The organism is Photobacterium sp. DNB23_23_1 (assembly GCF_052873815.1).
In genome coordinates this window covers 148,806-172,863 of the sequence record NZ_JBNNXT010000001.1, presented here as the reverse complement: position 1 = coordinate 172,863, position 24,058 = coordinate 148,806, and the positions used below count along the sequence as shown (strand labels likewise).

Annotated in this window: 21 protein-coding genes; 6 read left to right on the top strand and 15 right to left on the bottom strand. The window is 47.1% G+C overall.

Features of this window, described 5'->3' with window-relative positions:
• The first annotated feature begins 71 nt into the window (after nt 1-71).
• From ACVA53_RS00690 to ACVA53_RS00680, 3 genes are all read left to right on the top strand, one after another.
• A complete protein-coding gene (locus ACVA53_RS00690) occupies nt 72-1,964 on the top strand; it encodes a PTS mannitol transporter subunit IICBA (protein ID WP_446504270.1) in 1,893 nt (630 codons plus the stop codon).
• Between the two features lie 135 nt (nt 1,965-2,099).
• Nucleotides 2,100-3,248 (top strand): mannitol-1-phosphate 5-dehydrogenase, encoded by a 1,149-nt coding sequence (locus ACVA53_RS00685; protein WP_446504269.1) that lies wholly within the window; start codon nt 2,100-2,102, stop codon nt 3,246-3,248.
• Nucleotides 3,249-3,298: 50 nt separating this feature from the next.
• A complete protein-coding gene (locus ACVA53_RS00680) occupies nt 3,299-3,835 on the top strand; it encodes an MltR family transcriptional regulator (protein ID WP_255044621.1) in 537 nt (178 codons plus the stop codon).
• A gap of 122 nt (nt 3,836-3,957) precedes the next feature.
• Here ACVA53_RS00680 and nagB read toward each other — a convergent pair whose 3' ends face one another.
• From nagB to ACVA53_RS00620, 12 genes are all read right to left on the bottom strand, one after another.
• On the bottom strand, nt 3,958-4,758 hold the full coding sequence (nagB, locus tag ACVA53_RS00675; RefSeq protein WP_255044622.1) for a glucosamine-6-phosphate deaminase: 801 nt from the start codon (nt 4,756-4,758) through the stop codon (nt 3,958-3,960).
• A gap of 302 nt (nt 4,759-5,060) precedes the next feature.
• The gene (gene phnE / locus ACVA53_RS00670; protein ID WP_255044623.1) at nt 5,061-5,876 is read right to left on the bottom strand and encodes a phosphonate ABC transporter, permease protein PhnE; all 816 of its coding nucleotides are present in this window, start codon (nt 5,874-5,876) and stop codon (nt 5,061-5,063) included.
• Nucleotides 5,877-5,884: 8 nt separating this feature from the next.
• Nucleotides 5,885-6,685: a phosphonate ABC transporter, permease protein PhnE gene (gene phnE / locus ACVA53_RS00665; RefSeq protein ID WP_446504390.1), complete on the bottom strand. Its 801-nt coding sequence runs from the start codon at nt 6,683-6,685 to the stop codon at nt 5,885-5,887.
• On the bottom strand, nt 6,685-7,515 hold the full coding sequence (gene phnC, locus ACVA53_RS00660) for a phosphonate ABC transporter ATP-binding protein (RefSeq protein ID WP_446504268.1): 831 nt from the start codon (nt 7,513-7,515) through the stop codon (nt 6,685-6,687). The genes phnE (ACVA53_RS00665) and phnC overlap by 1 nt, the downstream gene beginning before the upstream one ends.
• A gap of 11 nt (nt 7,516-7,526) precedes the next feature.
• Complete coding sequence (gene phnD, locus ACVA53_RS00655; RefSeq protein WP_255044625.1) at nt 7,527-8,465, bottom strand: phosphate/phosphite/phosphonate ABC transporter substrate-binding protein; 939 nt, start codon at nt 8,463-8,465, stop codon at nt 7,527-7,529.
• Between the two features lie 235 nt (nt 8,466-8,700).
• Nucleotides 8,701-9,045 carry a hypothetical protein gene (locus ACVA53_RS00650; protein WP_255044626.1) on the bottom strand — a complete coding sequence of 115 codons (345 nt, stop codon included), beginning with the start codon at nt 9,043-9,045 and terminating at the stop codon, nt 8,701-8,703.
• Between the two features lie 184 nt (nt 9,046-9,229).
• Nucleotides 9,230-10,357: an anhydro-N-acetylmuramic acid kinase gene (locus tag ACVA53_RS00645; RefSeq protein WP_446504267.1), complete on the bottom strand. Its 1,128-nt coding sequence runs from the start codon at nt 10,355-10,357 to the stop codon at nt 9,230-9,232.
• A 58-nt stretch (nt 10,358-10,415) separates the two neighbouring features.
• A complete protein-coding gene (locus ACVA53_RS00640; RefSeq protein ID WP_446504266.1) occupies nt 10,416-11,408 on the bottom strand; it encodes a M23 family metallopeptidase in 993 nt (330 codons plus the stop codon).
• 9 nt (nt 11,409-11,417) lie between these two features.
• The gene (locus tag ACVA53_RS00635) at nt 11,418-11,801 is read right to left on the bottom strand and encodes a PilZ domain-containing protein (protein ID WP_255044629.1); all 384 of its coding nucleotides are present in this window, start codon (nt 11,799-11,801) and stop codon (nt 11,418-11,420) included.
• 271 nt (nt 11,802-12,072) lie between these two features.
• Nucleotides 12,073-13,284, bottom strand: coding sequence for an enoyl-ACP reductase FabV (fabV, locus tag ACVA53_RS00630; RefSeq protein WP_446504265.1), 1,212 nt, complete (start codon nt 13,282-13,284; stop codon nt 12,073-12,075).
• A gap of 135 nt (nt 13,285-13,419) precedes the next feature.
• Nucleotides 13,420-13,881 (bottom strand): methylated-DNA--[protein]-cysteine S-methyltransferase, encoded by a 462-nt coding sequence (locus ACVA53_RS00625; protein ID WP_446504264.1) that lies wholly within the window; start codon nt 13,879-13,881, stop codon nt 13,420-13,422.
• Nucleotides 13,878-15,290 carry a DNA-3-methyladenine glycosylase 2 family protein gene (locus ACVA53_RS00620; protein ID WP_446504263.1) on the bottom strand — a complete coding sequence of 471 codons (1,413 nt, stop codon included), beginning with the start codon at nt 15,288-15,290 and terminating at the stop codon, nt 13,878-13,880. The genes ACVA53_RS00625 and ACVA53_RS00620 overlap by 4 nt, the downstream gene beginning before the upstream one ends.
• Nucleotides 15,291-16,083: 793 nt before the next feature.
• Here ACVA53_RS00620 and ACVA53_RS00615 point away from each other — a divergent pair.
• The gene (locus ACVA53_RS00615) at nt 16,084-17,658 is read left to right on the top strand and encodes a cytochrome-c peroxidase (protein WP_446504262.1); all 1,575 of its coding nucleotides are present in this window, start codon (nt 16,084-16,086) and stop codon (nt 17,656-17,658) included.
• 54 nt (nt 17,659-17,712) lie between these two features.
• Here ACVA53_RS00615 and ACVA53_RS00610 read toward each other — a convergent pair whose 3' ends face one another.
• Together ACVA53_RS00610 and ACVA53_RS00605 are read right to left on the bottom strand one after the other, a co-directional pair.
• Complete coding sequence (locus ACVA53_RS00610; RefSeq protein ID WP_446504261.1) at nt 17,713-18,027, bottom strand: heavy metal-binding domain-containing protein; 315 nt, start codon at nt 18,025-18,027, stop codon at nt 17,713-17,715.
• A 190-nt stretch (nt 18,028-18,217) separates the two neighbouring features.
• Nucleotides 18,218-18,961 carry a dienelactone hydrolase family protein gene (locus tag ACVA53_RS00605; RefSeq protein ID WP_446504260.1) on the bottom strand — a complete coding sequence of 248 codons (744 nt, stop codon included), beginning with the start codon at nt 18,959-18,961 and terminating at the stop codon, nt 18,218-18,220.
• A gap of 135 nt (nt 18,962-19,096) precedes the next feature.
• On the opposite strand from ACVA53_RS00605, the gene ACVA53_RS00600 reads away from it, so the two are divergent.
• Complete coding sequence (locus tag ACVA53_RS00600) at nt 19,097-20,098, top strand: glycosyl transferase family protein (RefSeq protein ID WP_446504389.1); 1,002 nt, start codon at nt 19,097-19,099, stop codon at nt 20,096-20,098.
• Between the two features lie 202 nt (nt 20,099-20,300).
• On the opposite strand, the gene ACVA53_RS00595 is transcribed toward ACVA53_RS00600, so the two are convergent.
• Nucleotides 20,301-22,310: a methyl-accepting chemotaxis protein gene (locus tag ACVA53_RS00595; protein ID WP_446504259.1), complete on the bottom strand. Its 2,010-nt coding sequence runs from the start codon at nt 22,308-22,310 to the stop codon at nt 20,301-20,303.
• Between the two features lie 752 nt (nt 22,311-23,062).
• On the opposite strand from ACVA53_RS00595, the gene ACVA53_RS00590 reads away from it, so the two are divergent.
• A complete protein-coding gene (locus ACVA53_RS00590; protein WP_255045199.1) occupies nt 23,063-24,028 on the top strand; it encodes a TDT family transporter in 966 nt (321 codons plus the stop codon).
• Nucleotides 24,029-24,058: the final 30 nt, after the last annotated feature.

Below are 24,058 nucleotides of genomic sequence, written 5' to 3'. Positions count from 1 at the left end.
TTTTCCTCAACGATTAAACATACTTTTTAGGCCAGCTTGGTCATCCAATACATTACTTGAGGTCAACTTTTATGCTATCACCAGATGCAAAGATCAAAGTCCAAAGCTTTGGTCGATTCCTCTCAAACATGGTAATGCCAAACATCGGAGCATTTATTGCCTGGGGTTTCATTACTGCTTTGTTCATCCCAACCGGTTGGCTACCAAATGAAACGATCGCCTCCCTCGTTGGTCCAATGATTACTTACTTGCTGCCACTTTTGATTGGTTATACCGGTGGTAAAATGACCGGTGGTGACCGCGGAGCCGTTGTTGGTGCGATCACCACTATGGGGGTTATCGTCGGTACCGATATCCCGATGTTCATGGGCGCGATGATCGTTGGACCTCTGGGTGGTATTGCAATCAAGCGCTTTGACGAAGCCGTACACGGTAAAGTTAAAAGCGGCTTTGAGATGTTGGTAAACAACTTCTCTGCAGGGATCATCGGTATGATCTGTGCGATCATTGCATTCTTTGTGATTGGTCCTGCGGTTAAAGTTCTATCAACAGGCCTTGCGGCGGGCGTAAACTTCCTAGTTTCAGCGCACCTTCTACCGTTAACGTCTATCTTTGTTGAACCCGCTAAGATCCTGTTCCTCAACAATGCGATTAACCACGGTATCTTCTCACCTCTTGGCATTCAACAGTCTGAAGAGCTTGGTCGTTCAATCTTCTTCCTAATCGAAGCAAACCCAGGTCCTGGTCTTGGTCTATTACTCGCCTACATGGTATTTGGCAAAGGTAACGCAAAACAATCAGCAGCGGGTGCATCGATTATTCACTTCTTCGGTGGTATCCACGAAATTTACTTCCCATATGTACTGATGAACCCACGCCTGATCTTAGCGGTTATCGCAGGTGGTATGACGGGTGTGTTTATCAACGTTGTTTTCGACTCTGGCCTTATTTCTCCAGCATCACCAGGTTCTATTTTTGCCGTATTACTGATGACACCTAAGTCTTCTTTCCTGGGTGTAATCCTCTCAGTTATTGGCTCTGCTGCTGTGTCCTTCTTTGTTGCCTCTGTGCTGATGAAAACTCAACGCGACACGGGTGAAGAAGATGATCTAGAAAAAGCCTCGGCAGAAATGAAAGGCATGAAGTCTTCTTCGAAAGGCCAAACAACGGGTGCAGCAATTAACCTTGCGGATGTTAAATCAATCTTCGTAGCTTGTGACGCTGGTATGGGTTCTAGTGCGATGGGTGCAAGCTTACTACGTAAAAAAGTGGATGCGGCGGGCCTTGACATCTCCGTTACAAACTTAGCAATTAACAACCTTCCAGCAGACTCGCAACTGGTTATTACCCATAAAGACCTAACAGACCGAGCACGTACCTTTGCAGAGAATGCAATGCATATCTCTTTGAATAACTTCTTAGATGGAGACATATACGACAACCTAGTTTCAGAACTAACTGAAAGCCAAGGCAGTACAACTAAAGCGCCAGTGACAGCAGCGCAAACTGAAGCACCAACGAATAATGATAATAAGCTGACTCTGACAAGCGATGCAGTTTTCCTTGGCCTGAAATCTGATAACAAGCAAGACGCTATCAAGTTCGCAGGTGACCAACTGGTCAAACTGGGTAATGTCGCACCTCAATATGTTGATGGCATGTTTGCCCGTGAAGAGCTGGTTTCAACCTACCTTGGTGAATCTATTGCAGTGCCACACGGTACGATTGAAGCGAAGCAATTTGTCCAAAAAACAGGCATCGTATTCTGCCAGTACCCTGAGGGCATCCAGTGGGGCGAGGATGACGATGACATCGCCAAGATGGTTATCGGTATCGCAGCCCAAGGTGATGAACACAACATGGTGCTTATGGCCATCACCAACTCCCTAGATGACGAGGAAGCGGTAGAACGTCTTCAGAACACTAACAACCCAGATGATGTTCTGCGCATCCTGAACGCATAACTGCCGTTCAAGCGAGCTACTGAGTGAGGGAGGCCTGTCCCCTGACGGGCCTCACCTTCAGTCTAAATAGCTCACTGCTTATTTCGCAGTTAAGTCGTTAGCTATATAGATTCAACTTCTAAAAGGTCAAATATTATGAAAGCGTTACATTTTGGTGCAGGTAATATCGGTCGTGGTTTTATTGGTAAGTTATTGGCAGACGCTGGTATAGCTGTTACTTTTGCTGACGTAAATGAAACCGTTGTTTCTGAACTACAAAAACGAAATGAATACACCGTTAAAGTCGTTGGCGAAGAATGTGTTGTTGAAACGGTTAAAAATGTCACTGCGGTAAACTCTGCAACAGATGCTGTTGTTGACTGCATTGCCGAATCTGACCTTGTCACTACCGCTGTCGGCCCAACCGTGCTGAAAATCATCTCTAAATCTATTGCTTTGGGTATTGAAAAACGTGCAGCAGCCAACAACACTGCACCGATGAACATTATCGCAGCAGAGAACATGATCCGTGGTACGAGCCAGCTGAAAGAAGCGGTATTAGAGCACCTCTCTGATGAGATGAAGGCGTTTACTGAAGAGCATATCGGCTTTGTTGATTCAGCCGTTGACCGCATCGTACCACCAGCAGCAGAAGGCGAGACTGACCCGCTCGCAGTAACCGTTGAAACCTTCAGTGAATGGATCGTCGATCAAACTCAATTCAAGGGCGAAATCCCCAATATTCCAGGCATGGAATGTACTGATAACCTGATGGCTTTTGTTGAGAGAAAGCTATTTACCCTTAATACTGGCCATCTGATTACTGCCTACCTTGGCGTATTAGCCGGTCATGAAACAATCAAAGACTCAATTGAAGATGATGCTATCTTGGCTGAAGTTAGCGCAGCGATGGAAGAGAGCGGTGCAGTTCTTATCAAGCGATATGGTTTTGACCCTAAAGCGCATGCAGCTTACATCCAGAAGATCCTTGGACGTTTCGCCAACCCATACCTACGAGATGAGGTCGACCGTGTTGGCCGTCAACCAATCCGTAAACTCAGCCCTCAAGATCGCCTGATCAAACCACTTAACGGTACAATTGAATACGGCTTACCAAACCAACACCTGTTAAAAGGTATCGCAGCAGCCTTCCTTTACAAAAATGAAGACGACCCTCAGGCTGTCGAACTGCAAGCTATGTTCACAGAAAAAGGGTTTGCTGAGACATTAGCGCACTATTCAGGGCTGAAGAGTGATGCAGAAGTTGTTAAACTAGCCGAAGACGCTTATTTTTCACTGAAGTAATCACATAACAAAGTGCCACTGATGTGGCACTTTTTTCTTGTAGTAACCTTATGCCAATACACCCAACGAATGAATCTGAATTACTAGAAGCAATTTCTGAAGCAGAAGGTGCTGCAGGGGTCTTACTCGCAGCCTATGACGCTTTGGATGACAGTGTAGATGCACTTTTGCATAATATTTTTCATAAAGACGATTACGCGGTTAAGTTTATCGTCGAGCCTTTACTCACCAATGACGGTCCATTAGGTGAGATTATGGTACGGGCTAAGTTACTACTGGGCTTAGGAGTGATCAGTAAGGAAATTTACGATGACATTGAAATATTTGTCACGCTCAGGGAGTGGGCCAAAGTCCAGGGTGAAGATGTCTCTTTTACCGATGAAAATGTCTTGTTTGAACTAAACCGAGTGAATGCAATTGTGAAAATCATGCCAATTGATTTTGACGCCGACACCATTTCCAGCCTGTCAGGACCGATGCTGAAAATGTTTTTGGGCAGACACAACCAAAAGGTCCAATCAACCATCGTGCTTGCCATTACTGAAATCGTCAATCAGTTGTTCAAAGATAACCCGCTGGCTTCTTAATACTCGAACATCCTGATATAACTTATCCCATAAAAAAAGCCACTTACGTGGCTTTTCCTTTACTTATACCAATCTGGATAAGTCGTTAATCAAGTATTTATGTAAGTTGGTATTACAACACCTTAAATTCCTTTGATGTTCTCGGCCTCAAGCTCAGTGAAATACTTTACCGTTTTCACTTTCAGTTCCTGCTGTGCAGGCTCATCGGCAACAATGATAGCCTGACGATGAAGCTGAAGTGCCGTCACCGTCCACATGTGGTTCACACTACCTTCTACCGCCATCTGTAGTGCCAGTGCTTTGTTATGGCCTAGGCTTAGGATCATCACTTCTTCAGCATCAAGTAGGGTAGCGACACCGATAGTCAAAGCATATTTTGGTACTTGGTTGATATCGCCTTCAAAGAAGCGAGAGTTCGCAATACGGGTATCTTCGGTCAGTGTTTTAATTCGAGTACGAGAAGACAGCGAAGAGGCTGGCTCATTGAATGCAATGTGACCGTCGATGCCAACCCCACCCATGAATAGGTTAATTTTTCCGTAAGACTTAATTTTTTCTTCGTAAGCCGCGCAATGTGCATCAATATCGTCGGCAAGGCCGTCTAGCAAGTTTATGTTTTCTTCTTGGATATCAACGTAATTAAAGAAGTTATTGTACATAAATGAGCGGTAAGACTCAGGGTGGTCAGGATTAATCCCAACATACTCGTCCATGTTGAATGTTACTACGTGCTTGAAGCTGACTTCACCGGCGTTGTAAAGCTCGATAAGTGCTTTATACGTTGAAAGCGGTGTACCGCCAGTCGGCAAACCAAGTACAAATGGACGCGCTTCGGTTGGCTTGAAAGCATTGATCTTTTGAGCAATATGGCGCGCAGCCCATTTGCCAACTTGCTCTGCATTTTGTAGTGGAATCAGTCTCATTAGAAGTATCCTGTAAGTATTAACCAGCTCTTAATTTTCATTGTAAAATAAGATCCATGGTAAGGCTAATCTTTTCCAGTCATAAGTAGGGTTATTTATAGTTAAAAGGGTTATAACGATACCCTTTCCCCATACCTTTCCCAACTTATTTTTTTCAGCATTATAAGGGTGACGCGCAATACAGCGGAGGGAGGAGAGAGTGATGAAAAGCTTGTTCCAGCACATGGAAACAAGTCGTAGGCAAAACAGCTTGAGGCCCACCGAAGTGAGCCTTTCGTAAATGAAGAATATCGGCAATATGTCTATATCAATGCATGGCGGCAGCGGGCTGAGACCCACTCCGATACGACAACGGTTGCCAAAATCGAGAGGAAAATCACAGTCACCTGCGGCCAGGCCAACACTGCCATTGACTCTTGCAGCTTGAGGCCAATACCACCCGCACCGACCAAGCCCAGTACGGTAGACTCGCGGATATTAATATCCCAACGGAAGATAGAAGTGCCGATAAAGTTTGGTAATACCTGTGGCATCACTGCATAATCGAGGATCTGGAGCGGTGACGCACCCGTTGCAGTTATCGCCGCCACTTGGGTTTTATTCACTTCTTCGATTGCTTCGTACATTAGCTTGGCAACAAAACCAATCGAACGCAGGGCAATCGCAATAATCCCCGCCAGCAAGCCTGGACCCAATACTGCCACCAGCAACAAAGCCCAAATCAATGAATTAATCGAACGACTTGCAGCAATGATATATAGCGCAACAGGACGGACAAACGCCCTTGATGGTGTGGTATTCCTCGCAGCCAAGAAAGCCACTGGGAAGGCCATAACGACACCTAACAATGTGCCTAGGGTAGCAATATTGAGGGTATCCCACAGTGGTTGCCATAACTGCTCCATATAAGACCAACGTGGCGGCCACATTCGTCCCGTAATATCGGCCACCTGATTAGGCGCATCAACCACAAAGAACCACATAGTGTCCTTGTTCATCACCTGCCAGCAATAGATACAAACCGACACAAACATCAGCCAACCAAACCAACGCCACAAGCTCTCTTTTGCAGAATACTTTTGCCACTGGGCCTGATACGTAGAGTGAGTATTAGACATATCAGCTCCTATTGAATACGGTTACGGATAATGGCTGAAAAATATTCCGCCAGCATCACAAGACCAATGATGATCAACAAAATAGCCGCCGCCGAGCTATACTCGTAGCGATCCATTGCGGTATTCAGCGTCGCGCCAATACCGCCAGCGCCGACAATACCGATCACTGCTGACTCGCGGAAGTTAATATCCAAGCGGTACATGCTAAGCCCAATCACCCGTGGCATGACCTGTGGTTGAATCGCGTAATTTACCTGTTGGAACCAGCTAGCACCTGTTGCTTTCATCGCTGTCAGTGCAGCGGGATCAACAGATTCGATTTCTTCGGCAAACAACTTAGCCAAAAATCCGATAGTGGCAAATGTCAGGGTCACGAAACCGGCAAAGGTACCAAAGCCAAATAAAGCAACACACAAGATCGCAATGATGATCTCTTGGAAACTCCGAGCAATGGCAACGAAACTGCGACAAAACAGGTAAACCGGACGTGGAGCCAAATTCTTAGCCGCCCCAAGACCAAACGGGATAGATAACAGCACTCCGGCAACGGTTGACGTTAGTGTCATGGTCAGGCTTTCCACTAGACCAATACTGATGTTGTCCCAGCGACTAACAAAATCCGGCTGCATAAAGGCCATGATAAAGTTCAAGCCCCGCTCGGTTCCTTCGTAGACGCGCATCCAATTGATTTCAACAGAACCAATTGCGACATAAAAATAGAGACCGGCAACGATCCAAATCAGCCAGCGCCAAAACGGTTGCGCAATGAAGGATGGTTTTTTCCAGTGAGTAGGATACGTCTGGGCCATTACGCAGGCTCCGCCATAAGCCCAGTCATTACTGGCATAACCTCTTCCTGACAATCCATTTCCTGGCTATCAGTGGCACTGTTCCAGTCTTCTTCGCCGTAGATACGGGTCAAAGCATCATTACCCAACTCTTCGGGCTTGCCGTCGAAGACTACTTCACCGGCCTTCAGGCCGATAATGCGGTCGACAAACTGCTTGGCAAGGTTCACATCATGGATATTAATGATGGCTGGTAACTGGTGCTCGTTACAGATATCACTGATTAGACGCATAACCTGTCGAGCAGTACGCGGATCCAGTGCCGCGGTCGGCTCATCAATCAGCAGCAACTCTGGCTGCTGGGCAAGGGCGCGAGCAATCCCCACACGCTGGCGTTGGCCACCTGACAGAGCATCGGCACGTTTATCGGCATGCTCCATCAAACCAACACGATCAAGCAACGCATAAGCCGATTGGATATCGTTACCTTGGTATTTACGTAGGAAACTGCGCCAGAAAGGTACATAGCCCAAACGACCGGACAGTACATTTTCCATTACAGTAAGTCGCTCAATCAAGGCGTATTCCTGGAAAATCATCGCAATTTTTCGGCGAGATTGACGCAGTTCACGACTTCCCAGTTTGGTCAAATCCTGCCCTTTGAACAAGACCTCTCCAGACGTAGGCTCAGTTAAGCGGTTTACACAGCGGATCAGTGTTGATTTACCGGCCCCAGAGGGGCCGATAAGTCCAACAACTTCACCAGCTTGAATGTCTAGCGATACATTACTCAGCGCTTTATCTTTTGGTGAGTACTGCATCGTTAGCGAACGAAGTTGAAGTGTTGACATAATGGTTCCTATTAACGGCAAGAGTAAGAGACATCGTTAGCCTCATCAATGGTGCGGATCACCGCCCAGTGCTCTTGGTATGTAATAGGAATAAATTTCGCCTCGCCGTTACGAGTAAACTCTTCTTGTAGCTTGGTACCTTCCCAGTCGAAGCTGAAGAACGCCTCTTTGATCTTCTCTTGCAGCTCTGGATGAAGGTTGTGCGCCAGCCCGTAAGCCGTTGTCGGGAAAGTCTGAGACGTGTAGATGTTTTTGATATCAGATGCTTTAACCACTTCACGATCTAGCATGCGCTGAAGGACTGAGTTCGCTACAGCTGCAGCGTCATAGTCCTTATGAGCAACACCGATAATTGAATTATCGTGGGCGCCAGAAAAAGCCGGATTGAAGTCACGCTCAGGGATCATATCGTACTCTGCTTTCAAAATAGCCGAAGGCGCTTTGAAGCCGGAGTTAGAGGTTTGAGAAGTAAATGCTAGGTTCTTGCCTTTCAGCTCGTCAACACTCTCGATACCAGAGTCAGCATGCGTGATGATTTCCATTTCGTATCCGAAAGAGCCATCTTCACCCGCCATAATTGTAAACGGTACGAAGCCAGAGCAGTTTACGGCCAGCGGTGTAGAACCGGTGTTAAATCCGGCAATGTGCAGGCGGCCAGAGCGCATAGCTTCAATTTGCGCTGCATTATTTTGTACAGGAAAGAAGCGAACGGATTTACCGGTTTTTTCTTCCATGTGCTCTAGGAACTCGCTCCAAACACTGGCGTATACCGATGGGTCTTCAACAGGTGTATAAGCAAAAACTAACGTTGATGGGTTTACCCACTCGGCTTCGTTTTGAGGCAGGTCGGCAGTTAGATTACCAGCACGATCTTCGTAACGAGCGTCCATTGCAAATACAGAAGTTGTCAGTACCAGTGATACCGCTGCAGCGAGTGATTTTTTGAACATATTAATCCCGTGATATATGAGCATGTTTTAAATTCATGCTGAATATAGGGATTGGAAATGACAGAAAAGCTTAACTTCGATGATGGAAAAAAGACAAGATGTTTCTTTTTGTTACACGAAGATAAGTTGACAAGGTACTGGCACGATATATCAACATTTCACACAATTACAGGCTGTTCAGTCATTTTACGGCTAATTTTATGGCCATTTGTACTAGTATCAAATGATCCCGATGCTAATAACTAAGCTCAAATTTCACCGCACCGCTATCGATATCAACAGTACTATCACCCACCATTGCACCACCAGCCTCGACAGAAATACTGAAATCATTCGTCGCATTGAATTTCAATCCAGCACCAAATTCAGTCGGATCTTCAATATTTTTATTTTGGTAAATACTGTAATTATCCCGGCCAGTATTATCGACAGGGCGACTTCCTTGGCCAATAAACTCCAGCGGCTGCTTCGATTGTGATTCTTCGATAAAAATCTCGCCTAACTCACGCTCTATAACCGCATGCGCATTACCCGCAACGATTAGCATGACCAACAATCCATGTCGCCACTGACCCTTCATTAATACCTCACAACTGACTACATCCCACGATGAAAACTCATACCCACCGATCCGCATGATGCTGCAATATGAAGTCAGGTGGGTATATCTATTTTTTAAACTATCATCCGCTGAAAAACAATCCTATTCGAGGGCTGTTGAGATAAGAAATTGATAAATAGCCATCATTAACGCTGGCAACCTATCATACCGGGTAAATCACACCCAAAGACGCAGGTTGTGATGCCCCTGTGACTTCCGGTACATTACTCGGATGGCCATGAATACGTTGACGAGCCAACCAGGCAAAGGCCATCGCTTCCATATAATCAGGATCTATGCCAGCATCACCGGTATTGGCCACAGACCAGGCCGGTAATAGTTCAGCAAGGTGAGACATAAGGAGGGAATTATTCACCCCACCGCCACACACCAACAAACGTGGCTGCTCACCGTGGGCAAAACAGGCCACCTGCTCGGCAATGGTTTGTGCAGTAAACTGCAACAACGTTGCCTGCACATCCTGCTCGGACACCGTCTCAGCCAAGCCAATTAATTGCTCTTCCAGCCAAGGTAAGTTGTAGTGCTCGCGCCCCGTGCTTTTCGGGTATGAACGGCCAAGATAGGGGTCAGCCATCAACTTCTCAAGCAAAGGCTGACAGACCTTACCTGACGCAGCAAAGACGCCATCTTTGTCATATTTCTGGCCATGATGGAGATACACCCAAGCATCCATCAACATATTACCCGGTCCAGTATCGTAACCAATGACAGGCTGTTCGGGTCTAAGCACCGAAATATTGGCAATACCGCCGATATTCAATACCACCGTGGTCGAGTCTTGTTCGGAAAATAAGCCCTTGTGGAACGCTGGGACTAACGGCGCTCCCTGCCCTCCCAGCGCCATATCTTTGCGGCGAAAGTCGGCGACGGTGGTAATACCGGTTTTAGCTGCTACGATATTGGCATCACCCAGCTGCATGGTAAATGGGTAATCACCATCCGGTTGGTGGTATACCGTCTGCCCATGGCTACCCACAGCCATTACAGCGGAAGCCTCTATTTCCGCCTTTTCCAGTAGTTGATTAACTGCACCGGCAAACAGGTGCCCCAATTGGTGATCCAACTGGCCAATTTGCTTTAGATTTGTCGCCTGGCCCATACATACATCGAGCAATGCCGATTTCAACGTATCTGGCATCGGGTAAGCATCGGTTGCCAGCAGTTCAAGTTTTAAAGCCTGATGAGACTCGCTGTCAAATGCCACCAATGCAGTATCTACGCCATCTAGGCTGGTACCTGACATTACACCAATATAGAGCTCACGAGTCATAGCGTTTCCTTTCACAACCGTTGTTAATGCCAATACGCAGCAAAGATAAGTCGATGACTCAGCCTTCCTCTCCTGCCTGGCCTTTTTCATTGCTTGCCATTTGGATAGGCCGCGTAATATGAGGCGACTGGGTGAGTTGTACCTGCATCGACACCACATTATTGATCATATTGAGCAAGGAAGCCCATTGCACCGTTTTTTCTTTTTCAAACAAGCTATCGAAGTTATCCGGTGTCCACTCAACAAATGGTCGAGGATTCAAGGCTCGTCCCAAAAAACGGATCTCATAGTGCAAATGGGGCCCCGTCGACAACCCCGTATTGCCCGTCCAGCCAATCAATTCACCTTTACGGACAAACTCACCACGCTTCACATTGAACTTGTCCATATGAGAATACGTGGAGGTAAAGCCCATGGTGTGATCGAGTTTGAGGAAGTTACCTGATCCCTTGTTGCTTGGTCGAATCACCTCTATCACACCATCTGCTGGCGCATAGATCTCAGTGCCGGTATTTGCAGCAAAATCCAAGCCCAAATGGCGCTTGCGTTTCCCCGTTACAGGGTGGATCCGAGTACCAAATTGCGATGACATCCTGATCCCCGGCGTCGGATTGCCATTAGGGATCATGCGGAACAAAGTGCCCCTTACTGCCGAGCTAATCGCAGCGCTGTCGACTCGCTCTTCTAGGGTAACCACTTCGCCAGCTTCGTCTGTTTGCAGACCAAGAATGGTTTCTACGTCATCGATACGCAGGGAAAGGGCATCAAGCTCCGCTTTTTTCTCATTAAGCTCTTCAATCAACTCACGGTTACTAGCACTTTCCTCAGACAGGGAAGCGCTTAGCTGCTGCGCCTGAACATTAAGTTGGCTTAGCTGCAGCGTAGAATGAAGGTTATCTTGATAAAGGGTATAAACACCGTATCCACCGCCTGCCGCTGCAGTTAACAGTGCAGCGACCGCAAGGCCGATATAACGTTTCTTAAAGCGGTTAATAAGATAATGAGAGGTGCCACGATGATCGGACACCGAAATACAAATGTTTTCTGACATGATAACAATTCACGACTCGTCGAGATGGTTTTGCAAATCAGCTAGTTGTTCCAGCTCACGATGTAATAGTTCATCAGTGCCAACATTTAATTCGACCAAACGCCGGAGGTGCCCGGCACTTTCTAAATCAATATGGAAGATATGCATACGTAAATAAGCAGCATCATAGTGAACCAGCTGGGTTTCCATCCGCAGCTCAATGTCAGAGTCGTGCAGGAAAAACGATAAAAAATATTTATCGTCAGTATCTTGCGCTAACCAGCTCTCCGGCTTGGTCAGTAAGATCCCCTGCAGGGACAAGTCCAGAACTTCCGCCTGCCATTCACCATTGGCATTCATTAGCGTAGCTGGAGCCTGATATAAAATACGACTAAAGTGACGACGTTCAACCATAATCACTGCATTCTTTGTTGTTTTTTTATTGAACTGATTGTAATGATTCTTCGGTGATTAGACCAGATTTATCCTAAAACACAATTAATTATATTGAGGTTTTATGATCTCAATACTGATAAGGCACCAACCTAAGGCGGCATTTTCAAGCAGGAAATGTTTCATTAGTGAGAAAATAAAAATCGCCATTCTCATCACCGATATTCAGGCGACAATAAAATGACGATGTTATTCACAAGGATGCTTATCCCATTGACGGCAGTGCCCGTCGTTACGGCTGCAAGGCTTTAAGACTCTCTAGCGTGATGTCTTGTTGGTAATCAACACCCTCAAAACCAAAGCCATTGAGCTCCATGAAGTCCTGTTTATACCCCTTATAGTCACCCAATTGGGTGAAATTCTCAGCGGTCATCTCGGCCATGATTTCACTGACCTGCTGCTGCACATCAGGTGCCAGCTCCCAATCATCCATCCGGATCAAACGCTGCTCATCGGTTAGTACACCTTGCTCAGTCTCTTTTGGGCAATAGAACCGGGCATTGAACAAACGCTGCATCTGTTCAATACAGCCTTCGTGGGTGCCCTTCTCTTTCATCACCTTGAACAAAGCAAGAATATAAGGCGTAAAAGCAGGTATGAACACACTGGCTTTGGTCACCAAGGCTTTACACACCGCTACATGGGCTTGCCCACCAATTGCTGCGAGCTGTGTATTGATCTCTTCGGCAGTGGTATGCATGTGCTCTTTCGCCCTACCTAAGGTGCCCTGGTGATAGATAGGGTAAGTCACTTCTGGGCCAATATAAGAATAAGCCACGGTACGACAACCGTGAGCCAGAACACCCGCGTCAGACAAGCACTGCACCCAACTGGCCCAGTCTTCTCCACCCATCACCTTTACCGTGTCGGCAACTTCGTCATCGGTTGCGGTTTCAACGGTCATTTCCGCTAGGCTATCGGTTTCAAGGTTCAACGTTGGCCCCACCACTGGCTTGCCTGTGGTTTTGATCACCGATCGCCACATATCACCAGTTTCAGGGTTCGGTCGAACCCCGGTTGCCAAGCTATACACCACAAGATCAACCTTACCGCCAAGATCGCTTTTGACCGACTCGATCACTTGCTGGCGAACCTGCTGTGAGAACGCATCACCGACAATATTTGTCGCAACTCTGCCTGCTTTCTCAGCTTCTTGCTTGAAGAAGATATTGTTATACCAGCCCGCACTGCCGACTCCTTGGTCACTAGGGCCACGCTCAAACGACACACCAACGGTATCGGCCTCTGCACCACCAAAAGTATGGGCAATGCGCGATGCCAAGCCAAACCCTGAAGAAGCCCCCAGTACCAGCACTCGCTTCGCACCTCGCTCAATCGGCTTGGCTTGTTTCACATAATCAATTTGCTTACGCACCGCTTGCTGGCAGCCATAAGGATGGGCCGAGCGAGCCACAACGCCTTTGATCACTGGCTCAATAATCATTGTCTACTCCAAAACGAATCACTAAATACCATTTCTGGTGTCACCCTATCGGAATTTCGTGATTAGCAATAGCAAGGAAATCAATAAATGTTGGTGCTGAAGTGACTTCAAGGCTGCGTATTAAGTCATGCATAGCTATTTAACGAAATGCAGCTTTTCATGCTCAAGCAGCCAAACCTTGATGTCCAGCCCACCGGCATAGCCTGTCAACTTGCCAGAACTGCCGATCACTCGGTGGCACGGCACAATAATGGGGACGGGATTTTTGCCATTGGCCGCCCCAACGGCACGCACTGCTTTTGGGTTACCGATATCATTAGCAATATCACCATAAGAGCATGTATCCCCGTACCCGATGCCGTTCAACGCCTGCCAAACTGTTTGTTGAAATGCCGTACCTGTCATATCCAGTTCAACGTCAAACTTCTCTCGCTGACCATTGAAGTATTCTGCCAGTTGCAGGCAGCACTGTTCTGTTGTCTCAGAAGGCTGCTGTTGTAGATCAGGATCAGCATCAAACTCAATCGCGGTAATCGCATTGACACTCGCTACTACATTCAGCCAACCGATAGGGGTATTGATCAGTTGGTTACTCATAATGTTTTCCATAAATATAAGGTCAAATAACTTTGCCAAGGCATAGCCAACTCTGATTGGAAAGGCGGCATACCGGGTTTGTCTTGCCGCTGTTCTTGCAGTTTCTGCAGCGCTTTTTTCACCCCCAAATCACCGACAAGAAATATATTGGGATCACTCAAGCCGCGCAGTTTCAGGTAATCCACTGTCCACGGCCCGACTCCAGGCAGAGCCAATAACTCATCCGGTTCCTCTATACCCTGCTCAGCAACATAACGGCCAAATACCCGCAAGGTCTCCCGGCGACGCTCTGGCATACCCAGTTGGCCCAAGTCATAGTCAACAAAAGCGTCAGGTTCAGGGAAGAACAGTCGCTCAGGAAGGTTATCCGGATTCATTAAAATCAGCTTCTCAGTGAGGTTACGTGCTGCTTTTACTGATACCTGCTGGCCCAAGATAGCTCGAATACCTGCCTCAAACGGACTCCAAGTCCCCGGCAGACGGAGGCCCGTTTGGCTCAAGGGTTGCCCCATTGCCGCTTCAATCGCACTATCAATCACCGCTGAATCCGCATCCAAATCCAAACAACGACGAATATTAGCAATCGCTCGTGGTAAGCACTGCAAATCGAACAAGTTTAGTTCAACCCGAAATTGCGCTTTATCCGCCTGATGATAAGCGGTAAACCAGCCCTGCCCGTATTCTTTGCCGAACGTTCGACCATAACTGGTTTCGTCCAGCCACTCCAAGCCTTCAATCAAACGAGAGGCAAAAAATTCTTGCACCGACTCCCAGTCATAAGGCGGACGATACGACAGGGTAACCGTCACTGTCTGAGTTTGGTTTTCCGTATTACGACTCACCTCTGCTTGAGTAAGCTGCTTACGTACTTGCGACGGCGTTAACGAGAAGTGTTTGTGGAAGCAATCATTAAAGCGGCGGATGCTGTTAAAACCGCTTGCCAAGGCAATATCGGTAATGGGCAATTGGCTTTCGTGCAGTAACTTTTTAGCCAGCAAGCATTGTTGGTAAAGGCTATACGCTTTTGGCGACAGACCCATTTCAGTGTTGAATAATTTCCTCAGGTAACGATCGGTCACACCGAGTCGTTCCGCCAAATGCGCCAAGTCACCATTCACCAATGCCCCTTCATCAATTAAACGCTGCGCCCTTACAAAGGTCGTGCTTTTCCCTTGCCATGCTGGCGAACCCGGTGCACTGTCCGGACGGCAACGCAAGCAAGGGCGGTAGCCCGCCTGAGCGGCAGCCACCGCCGAAGGGTAATACTCAACATTCTTTTCCAATGGGGAGGGAGCCGGGCATATCGAACGGCAATATATACCGGTGGTTTTCACCGCAGTGAAGAACAAACCATCGTAGCGTCTGTCACGCGCCAAACGGGCTTGCTGGCATTGGGCGGGGGTCATCATGGCAGCTTGTCCTTCCGTACGGTGTTGATTGCTGGGCAGCTAACTCTTCTTTTTAGTCTACCCCGCCGGTTGGACAATACTAGCCATTTTCGGAACTGGTTTAAGTCAATAGGCTGACCGCTTATTACGGCGCTATCGCCCTGAAAATATTTTGTCCTCAATGAGAAGTCTTTTCACGTCACATGACGTGAACACAATAAATCATCCACCACACCTTAATGGGACAATTTATTTTATATTTTCATCACATTTTTGTTTTCAAATCATTACCAAATAAATGTTATAGCAAAATATTATCAATAAAAATCACCACTACCACATAATAAATCAATGCTCGCCACATAAAAAGAAATCAGCCGTCGTTAGCTATGATCCTCACTGCCAACTTAATAGCATCATCAAATTCTATATAATGGGTGAAAAAAATAATAATAAACAACGAACTAACAATCACAGGCTCACACAACACCACTCGAAAAAACTGTAAAAACAGACACTTCAAGACACCAAGAGCAAACACAAGCATTACCTACCAATACAAAAATCAATATCAATAAAATTACACACCCAAATAGTCAATATAAAAAAATGCACTTAACGAAAGGAAATATAGTGACACACTAAAAATCAATAACAAATAAGACATGGATTAATCCAATAATTAAGACACCGCCTATCACTATTAAAACTTATCTTTGAGACAACCCCAATCAACGGAAACAATTAAGGAAGGCTCTTAATAAGGGCCGCCATAGTTGATCAATACTAATGAACAAATCGGAGGCGGAATGCCATGACTCGTTCCAACCCATCTCATGTGTCGCCAGCAATCAGAAACAAACAGGTGCTCTTACTTCCTCTCCTAGGCCTCGCCGTTGGCTTTGCCATTAACTCAACGGCGGTAATGGCAAAAAAAAACAAGTCAGAGCCGCAAGGCGCAGATTACGAACTGACCTATTTGGAAGAATTGGGTAAAAGGTTATTTTTTGAAAATATTTCTGACCCCAAACGCATGGCGTGTGCCTCTTGCCATTTGCCTGCAGCAGGGGGCACTAACGGTCACTCACAGACCAACCTCGGGCAGGTAGCCGTGACTGGCGCCGATCCCAACGGGGTAAACTTTGGCCATGATCCGTACAAAAATATCAAGGAGAAGGGTAACCCTAACCCCGGCCAACCCAATGTCGGTGCACTTAAGCCACCGACTAATAAATACGTGCAGTTTTTGGATGAATACGGTGAGCGGGCAGGTACTCCGAACTTTATAGTCGAATGTGTACAAGCTGGCCCAAATATTTTACCTTGCGGGGGCGCATTCTGGAATGGGCGGGCTACCGGCACCAAGATCACCGATGACGGGATCAATGTCTTCGATGGGTTAGGAGATAAATACAAATACCAGCAAATGTACCAAAAATACCTCGGCCCGGTAGCCGACCAGGCTCATGCCAGCCCGTTTGTGAACCCGGTAGAACAAGGCCACAAAAGCAAGCTGGCAACCTGCGAGCAGGTCGCCAAGACTAAGTGGGGCTCAGAACTGTACTACTATGCTTGGGGAGTTGAACTCGACTGCCAGTATGATACCGATAACGCCTTCGGCCGCTTTGCTGTAGCCCTGGGGGCATGGCAGATGTCGGCAGAAAACAATGTGTTTAACTCCAAGCGTGACAAAGCACTGGCTTATGACAAGAAATACGATGATGGTAAATTCCCACTCATCGGCTTCACCTATGAAGAAAACCTCGGCCATGATCTGTTCTACGGCAACCCCTTCGCTGGCACTGGTGCAGGCTGTGCTTTCTGTCACCGCAGCGGAAAATCGCCAGATGGGACCGACAAATTCGAGCGCTATACCGATGATGCCTATCACAATATCGGGGTGCCCAAGAACTACGAGGTGCCGGGCGTGGACGAGAGCTCGATACCAGATATTGGGGTAATGTTCTTAACCGAGAAGTCGAATCACGAAGGGCTGCACAAAACCCCAACCCTGCGCAATGTCGACCAGCGGCCGAACCCTCAATTCCACAAGGCGTATACCCACAACGGCTATTTCAAGACGCTCAAGCAGTTGGTGCACTTCTATAACACCCGGGACGCCAAGCCCAACTGTGAAACCACGTATGACATCAAAGCTGCAACGGTTGAACAAGCGATGGCCAATGACTGCTGGCCAAACTCTGAATACCCAAGCACAATGGCAAGGGGAATTGTCGGTAACTTGGGCCTATCTCCTGAAGAGGAGGCGGCAATCGTGGCTTACCTGAAAACCCTGACCGATACTACGGTGGTCGAAAAGCCCAAGCCTTACCAGTCCACCAGCTATGATCTCAAGCGTTTAAGCCATAGCTACTTAGCTAAGCCTTAACCACCTAGCAATAACTGAAAATGCACCATCAAGCCTGTCAGCTTGGTGGTGCTTCTATTTAAGCTTCACCGCCGTGCCGTAAACCAAGATTTCTGATGCGCCCTGCATAATTGCACTCGTGGTAAAACGGACATTCACTATCGCATCGGCACCTAATGCTTCCGCTTCGGCTATCGCGCGCTGAGTCGCCTCCTGCCGGGCTTCGGTCAGCATCTCAGTATAGCCGCGGATTTCACCGCCGAAGATAGTCTTGAAACCCGCCATGATATCGCGGCCAACATGCTTGGACTGCACCACGTTGCCAGTGACAGTACCTAGAACTTCCTTAATTTCGCGGCCGTAAACCTCAGGGGTCGTGACATAGAGCATATTCATCATCCTTATATTTAATAACAACCTACAAAAATATTTGATCAGTCTTGTTGGTCAAAATCGCTGCTTTTCTGACTGTGGTTCATAGCAAAGGTTCAAAAAAGCAAAAAGCCAGCTAACATTGTGCTGGCTTTAACATATCAGATAATAATTTGTAAGTTATTATTTTATTGAGGTTAATTACTTACTACCACTCAACATCATCAAGGTAAGTTAGGAAACGCTGCCACGATTTAAAATCGGCATCCTGACGGTAGTTATCTGAGCCATAGACAGTGAAAGCATGTGGTGCACCGCTGTACACAATCATTTCATTGCTCACGCCGGCTTTTTCCAATTCACCTGATAACACCGCAAAGTCGGACATCGAGATCGCGGCATCCGCAGCCCCATGAAGGACTAAAATATTACCGTTTGCTTTTGAATAATCCTGACCTTCCGGAGTCTTCAACCCACCATGGAAGGTGGCAAAACCTTTCATGTCGGAGCCAGAACGAGCCAACTCAAGTACAGCCGCGCCGCCAAAGCAATAACCCAGCGCTACTGACTTATCGGTATTGGCCCCCAGCGAGTCCGCCATTTGTAGCGCACCATTCATCAAATCACGCATTTTCTGTCGGTCTTTGTAGAGCTCTCCGGTATGCTGACGCTTATCTTTCACTTCGGTCGGCCTGATCCCAGCACCAAACAAATCAGCAGCAAACACCGCATAGCCTTGTTCTGCCAGCATCTGAGCTCGCTTGACTTCATAGTCAGTCAAACCATCCCAGTCGTGAATAAGCAACACTAATGGCGCCTCCTCAGATGGCGATATATAGTATCCCTCATAGGCCTCATCATTAACCTTGTACTCTATCGCCCGACCTTCAGTTGCATTTGCCCCTAGAGACATCACTGCCAGCAACACTCCTAACGTCATACGTTTATTCATCACACTCATCCTTATTGACTGCGCTATTACTTAGTTTCCAGAAATAAGTGTAGGCAAGCACTGACGAAAGTGTAGAAATACCCGGACGACAATCCTGTTTCATTATATGAATAAATTTATTAACTTAGTGTTAATATACTTGAGCACATTGACACGGAAGACACCATGACTGCTTTTTCAGAATTTATTAAACACGTTGGCCGCGGAGAAAAGGGCCGTCGCTCGCTCACCCAAGACGAAGCGCGTGAAGCGCTGGATATGTACCTCGACGGCAAAGCCGAGTTATTGCAACTGGCCACCCTGCTGATGCTGCAACGGGTCCGCTGCGAAACGAGCGAAGAAGCCGCTGGGTACATTCAATCTCTACGTGGCCGGATCTCAGCAGACTGGCGTGAGCTCGATGTCGATGTTGACTGGCCATGCTTTGCCGGTAAACGCCGCCAACCACCTTGGCTCTTGCTCGCTGCCAAACTACTCGCGCAAAATGGCATCCGTGTCATGCTAAGCGGTCATATGGCTATTGACGCGATCAAATATCAGGTTGAAAGTGCATGTCCTGCACTGAGTATCCAGCAGGCCGCGACACCGGATGAAGCGAGACGGATCCTTGCCGAAGAGAATATTTGCTATATCCCGCTTTCAAGCTATTGCGAGCCACTCATCGACTTATTGGCATTGCGTAAGTTAGTGGGGCTTAGAACCCCGCTCAACACCGTAGCCCGGGCACTCAACCCAACGGCTGCACCGTATGCGATTCATGGCATTTTCCATCAGGGCTATGAGCAACTCCACGCCGAAGCCGCCCAATTAGTGGGAGACAACAACATGGTCGCCTTCAAAGGCGAAGGTGGTGAGAGTGAGCGCAGTCCACGTACCGCATGCCGTTTATCAGGTGTCACCCAAGGCCAGTTATTTACTGAAGAGTGGCCGACTTACTTGGAAGGCGCCTCTGGTAAACACGGCGAGATCAGTGGGGAGTTCTTGCAGAAAGTCTGGCTTGGTGAGGCAGAAAACCATTACGGTGAATATGCGGTGATTTCGACCTTAGCAATTGTGCTGAAGATGATCGGCATTTGTAGCGAACAGGAACAAGCGCTATCGATGGCTCGTGAATGGTGGGAAAAGCGGTTGAGTTAAATTACGGCATGGCGTGCTGAACTTATGCCTATTCTTTGAAACGCTTATCGAGCCAAATGCAGCGGTATTATAGAGTCACTCTGAAGTAGCAGCTTATACCAACCTACATAAATATTTGATCAACGACTTATCCAGATTGGTATTACCTACAATAATCAGGGGCAAAACCGCCCCTGATGATCATCAAACCTTACGCCAACACCTACGCGCTCGCAGTATGGATGTGGAACTTATCGACTTCTGATGACAGCTCCACCATGCGCTGCTTGATCATATTCATCTCATTGTGAATATCCGCTATTGCCTTCATGGTATTGCCGGCCAGTTCCAGCAAACCATCAATATCGGCATCCACGCTTTTAGCTGTTTGGGATTGCTGACTCGCTGCCGTCGCTATACCAATATTGAACTCGGCAATTTCATTAACGTTACCAATCAGCCCTTCTACCAATAATTTAGCTTCAGAGACCACTTCCTGAGTTTCCATCGTGGCCTCACGACTTTGCTGCATATTAGTGTATGACGCTTTAGCATTCTGGGTAATACCGTCGAGTAGCTGGCGAATATCTTCAGTGGATGTTTTACTCCGCTGGGCCAAGGTTCTCACTTCATCCGCGACGACGGCAAACCCCCTACCTTGATCACCCGCTCTTGCAGCTTCAATCGCTGCATTCAGTGCCAATAAATTGGTTTGCTCAGAAATAGCGTTGATCGTATCAAGAATAACGGTCACCCCTTTCATCTGCTGTTCAAGAGTTTCTATGCACTGATACGTCTCATTGACACTATCTAGCAGCCGCGAGGTCGTCTGTTGTGATTGTTCACTTTGGGCATAGCTCGAGTCCGCACTTGCACGAGCCAATTCGGTACTGTGTTGCGCATCATTGGTAATACCGGCAACCTGTTCACTGGTTTGTGCCATTTCGGTCATTGCGGTAGCAATACTGTCACAACGGGTATGAGTTTGCTGACTGTCCGTGCTTGCCAGTGCAATTAACTTCACCATCTCTGCCATCTCTTGCTGGGTTTGGCACGCGACACTATGGGCCTTGTAAAGCGTATCGCTTACGCTATCCGACAATCTATCCAGCTTCTTACCGATCTTCCCAATTTCATCATCGCGACTATCAGCAAGGCGAATGGTTAGATCTTTCGTTGCCGCCATCGTTGATAGTTTGTCTGAAAAAGCAGTGACACGCTGAGCTAACCGTTTGATAGAAAAAATGGTGAACAAAATCAAAGGAAGAATAATGAGTGCAACGAGGCCAGAAAAAAAACACAATTGATTAGCAACACCTTGCTTTTCAGCTTGCACGTTGGCCGTTAATTCAGCGGCCATCTGATCACGTAGGCCTTTGACTGCGGCAATTCGCTCTGTGGCTAACCCAAACCAGTTCGGTGCACTAGGGCCTTCAATAGCAGACAGTGATGCTTTCTGGGCTAAAAACTGCTGTTGAATGCTCATCACTTGCTGCCAAGTATTTGAACGTATGATGGTTTCAAGTTGCTGATAATTTTTCCCGCCTAGCAGTAAGCGAGCTTGACGGATCGCATAAGCTTCGTCGTTGATATATCCCTGGATTTGCGCATAACGGTCGAGGCTTGATTGCTGGCTAGCGAATACTCCATTGAGTGCCCCACGTGCCATTCCTGCCTGCTCTTTGGTGATCAGCAACTGCAGCAAGCCCTGCATCTCTTGCTTGAGCTCAGCATTGCTTATTTGTGCTAACAATATCGAGAGGTTATCCAGTGCCAACCGATTAATATTTGAGTAATAGGCAAACGGGGAGTCAACCAGCTGCAACGTATCGACTTGCTGTCGGATTACTTGGCGCTTATCCAATTGCGAACGAACCGCTCCCAACAGCGGTTCAACGGCTTGGCTATCCAAATACTCGGGGGTGAATGCCAGTAATGACTGATAAGCATTGTCCGCAAGAGTTCTTTGTTTTCTTAAGGCTTGCACCTGAGGGCCCACCCCTTTACTACCGATCACACCCGCAGTTAATCCACGTTCAACCGCAAACTGATGGGCCACCTCATCATAAAGATGAAATAAGGCGACGGTTTCCTGAGCGATATCGGCTTGAGAGCGTTTATCCATTAATTGATGGGTTTGCCAACCAATCACAGACAGCAGCAGTAAAGTGGGGATAACGAAGGTAATGAGTAAAGTTTGGCGTATGGTCAAAGAGTTGAACGGGCTGATCATGGTTAACCTCTTGATATTTATAATTCCTTTTACGAATTAAAAATATCAAATAAACGTTATGATATCCGGTAACCCCATCACCAATTGAACAAATGCTGACGAAACAATCAATACAGAAGGAATTTACCATAAAGTTACCCACTGTTTTTGTGGATAACATTAAACAGACGTTTAAAAACAGCAGGTTAGCATTTTCAATGAAATAGCGATATTTTTTAGCTGCAAAATAAAAGCCGCACCATTGCAGTGCGGCTTAGTTTTATCACTATTCTGTTGCTCCAGTCTACCTACACAGCACACATAGAGCGTTGATTGAAATACAACTTGAGGCTTCGCCACTCATTACGTTGAGTATGCCGTATCCGATATAGTCACAAATTTAAATCGGACATCTTTAGTGTTTGACGAAGAAGTACTTTGTTTTTTTGTCACTTAACCAAATTGTAAACTAAGCAATACCGACGCTTAGTGTGGTTGATTCACATCAACCTGCTTCCTGTACCCTTGAGCCACATGTACGAAAACAGCTCATTCCTCCAGAAGCTAAATATAAATCAGCTCATTTACAGGTCACAAACTAAATATGGTACTAAATTCCACTTTTAGCAAACCTGATTTACCAAATCTTCGACCAAAATGTGACCGAGTCCAAACTCTGTTTTGATCCATCCCCCGTAATCTCACTGCCAAACTGTTGTAGAATGCTTCCTTCTCCAATCTGTTTTATGTTCAACGAAGGTTTTTATAACTCAATGACAGCATTAACCAATGCTTTGATACACATTCCTACGGCCCAAGCCGCGTTGGCTTTAGCCTCAATGGGAACGGGCCTTGCCTGGTCACTGTACTTCCCTGAGCATGCCGATTGGTATCGCGGTATAGGTGCTCTGATCGGTGCTATGCTGCTGATCCCCGTGGTTCTTAAGTACTTGTTCAACCCTAAGCGTTTTATCCAGGACCTCCGCCACCCACTCTATGGGAGCTTAATGGCGCCGATGTCGATGACCTTGCTGGTCTTATCCGACTACCTATCTTCGCTCCATGTTGAAGTCGCTCGCTTTCTTTGGTACCCCGCACTGGCCTTGCATATGTTTATGATGGGGTTCTTCTTTTTCTGCCAAATCAAAAACTTTCGATTAACTAATATGTACCCAAGCTGGTTCCTCTACCCTGTAGGGGCAATTAGCGGTACCTTGGCTGGCCCACAGCTTGGCCACCACGATTTCGCTTTGGCCATGACAGATGCCTGTATCGCCATTTACTTCCTTATGTTACCTGTCGTGCTCTACCGTTTATGCTTTGCTGGACGACTGCCAAGACCAGCCCGACCGACGCTCGCTATCATGGCAGCCCCTGTCAACCTTTCGTTGACCGCTTATCTGTTGAATGTCAGTGAGCCGGACCCAGTCTTGACCGGTGCTTTAGCGGGAATAGGTATCACCATGACTATCTTGGTTTACCTGTGCTATTTCAATTTACTTAAGCAACGCTTTCAACCGTCATTGGCCGCAGTCACCTTCCCTTCGGTGATCAGCGCCGTTGCACTTGAGCGTCTTACGGACTGGTTTGCCATCTATTATCCACATTGGTCATGGCTCGAACGATTGGGTATTTTTGAAATGATCGTTGCGACAGGTCTCGTACTTTGGGTTGGTTGGAACTACCTCGGCTATTACTGGCCTCGCACAGCCCCCTCCCGGTTGCTATCTAACAGTTAGACCACAATAAAAAACGGGCTTTTATGCCCG

Coding starts and splice junctions, on each gene's coding strand:
- phnE (WP_255044623.1), bottom strand. CDS start 5,876: ATGTCTAATACTCACTCTACGTATCAGGCCCAGTGGCAAAAGTATTCT.
- ACVA53_RS00690 (WP_446504270.1), top strand. CDS start 72: ATGCTATCACCAGATGCAAAGATCAAAGTCCAAAGCTTTGGTCGATTC.
- phnD (WP_255044625.1), bottom strand. CDS start 8,465: ATGTTCAAAAAATCACTCGCTGCAGCGGTATCACTGGTACTGACAACT.
- ACVA53_RS00640 (WP_446504266.1), bottom strand. CDS start 11,408: ATGTCAGAAAACATTTGTATTTCGGTGTCCGATCATCGTGGCACCTCT.
- ACVA53_RS00620 (WP_446504263.1), bottom strand. CDS start 15,290: ATGATGACCCCCGCCCAATGCCAGCAAGCCCGTTTGGCGCGTGACAGA.
- ACVA53_RS00685 (WP_446504269.1), top strand. CDS start 2,100: ATGAAAGCGTTACATTTTGGTGCAGGTAATATCGGTCGTGGTTTTATT.
- ACVA53_RS00590 (WP_255045199.1), top strand. CDS start 23,063: ATGACAGCATTAACCAATGCTTTGATACACATTCCTACGGCCCAAGCC.
- nagB (WP_255044622.1), bottom strand. CDS start 4,758: ATGAGACTGATTCCACTACAAAATGCAGAGCAAGTTGGCAAATGGGCT.
- ACVA53_RS00680 (WP_255044621.1), top strand. CDS start 3,299: ATGCCAATACACCCAACGAATGAATCTGAATTACTAGAAGCAATTTCT.
- phnC (WP_446504268.1), bottom strand. CDS start 7,515: ATGTCAACACTTCAACTTCGTTCGCTAACGATGCAGTACTCACCAAAA.
- ACVA53_RS00625 (WP_446504264.1), bottom strand. CDS start 13,881: ATGAGTAACCAACTGATCAATACCCCTATCGGTTGGCTGAATGTAGTA.
- ACVA53_RS00650 (WP_255044626.1), bottom strand. CDS start 9,045: ATGAAGGGTCAGTGGCGACATGGATTGTTGGTCATGCTAATCGTTGCG.
- ACVA53_RS00605 (WP_446504260.1), bottom strand. CDS start 18,961: ATGAATAAACGTATGACGTTAGGAGTGTTGCTGGCAGTGATGTCTCTA.
- phnE (WP_446504390.1), bottom strand. CDS start 6,685: ATGGCCCAGACGTATCCTACTCACTGGAAAAAACCATCCTTCATTGCG.
- ACVA53_RS00635 (WP_255044629.1), bottom strand. CDS start 11,801: ATGGTTGAACGTCGTCACTTTAGTCGTATTTTATATCAGGCTCCAGCT.
- ACVA53_RS00645 (WP_446504267.1), bottom strand. CDS start 10,357: ATGACTCGTGAGCTCTATATTGGTGTAATGTCAGGTACCAGCCTAGAT.
- ACVA53_RS00595 (WP_446504259.1), bottom strand. CDS start 22,310: ATGATCAGCCCGTTCAACTCTTTGACCATACGCCAAACTTTACTCATT.
- ACVA53_RS00615 (WP_446504262.1), top strand. CDS start 16,084: ATGACTCGTTCCAACCCATCTCATGTGTCGCCAGCAATCAGAAACAAA.
- fabV (WP_446504265.1), bottom strand. CDS start 13,284: ATGATTATTGAGCCAGTGATCAAAGGCGTTGTGGCTCGCTCGGCCCAT.
- ACVA53_RS00610 (WP_446504261.1), bottom strand. CDS start 18,027: ATGCTCTATGTCACGACCCCTGAGGTTTACGGCCGCGAAATTAAGGAA.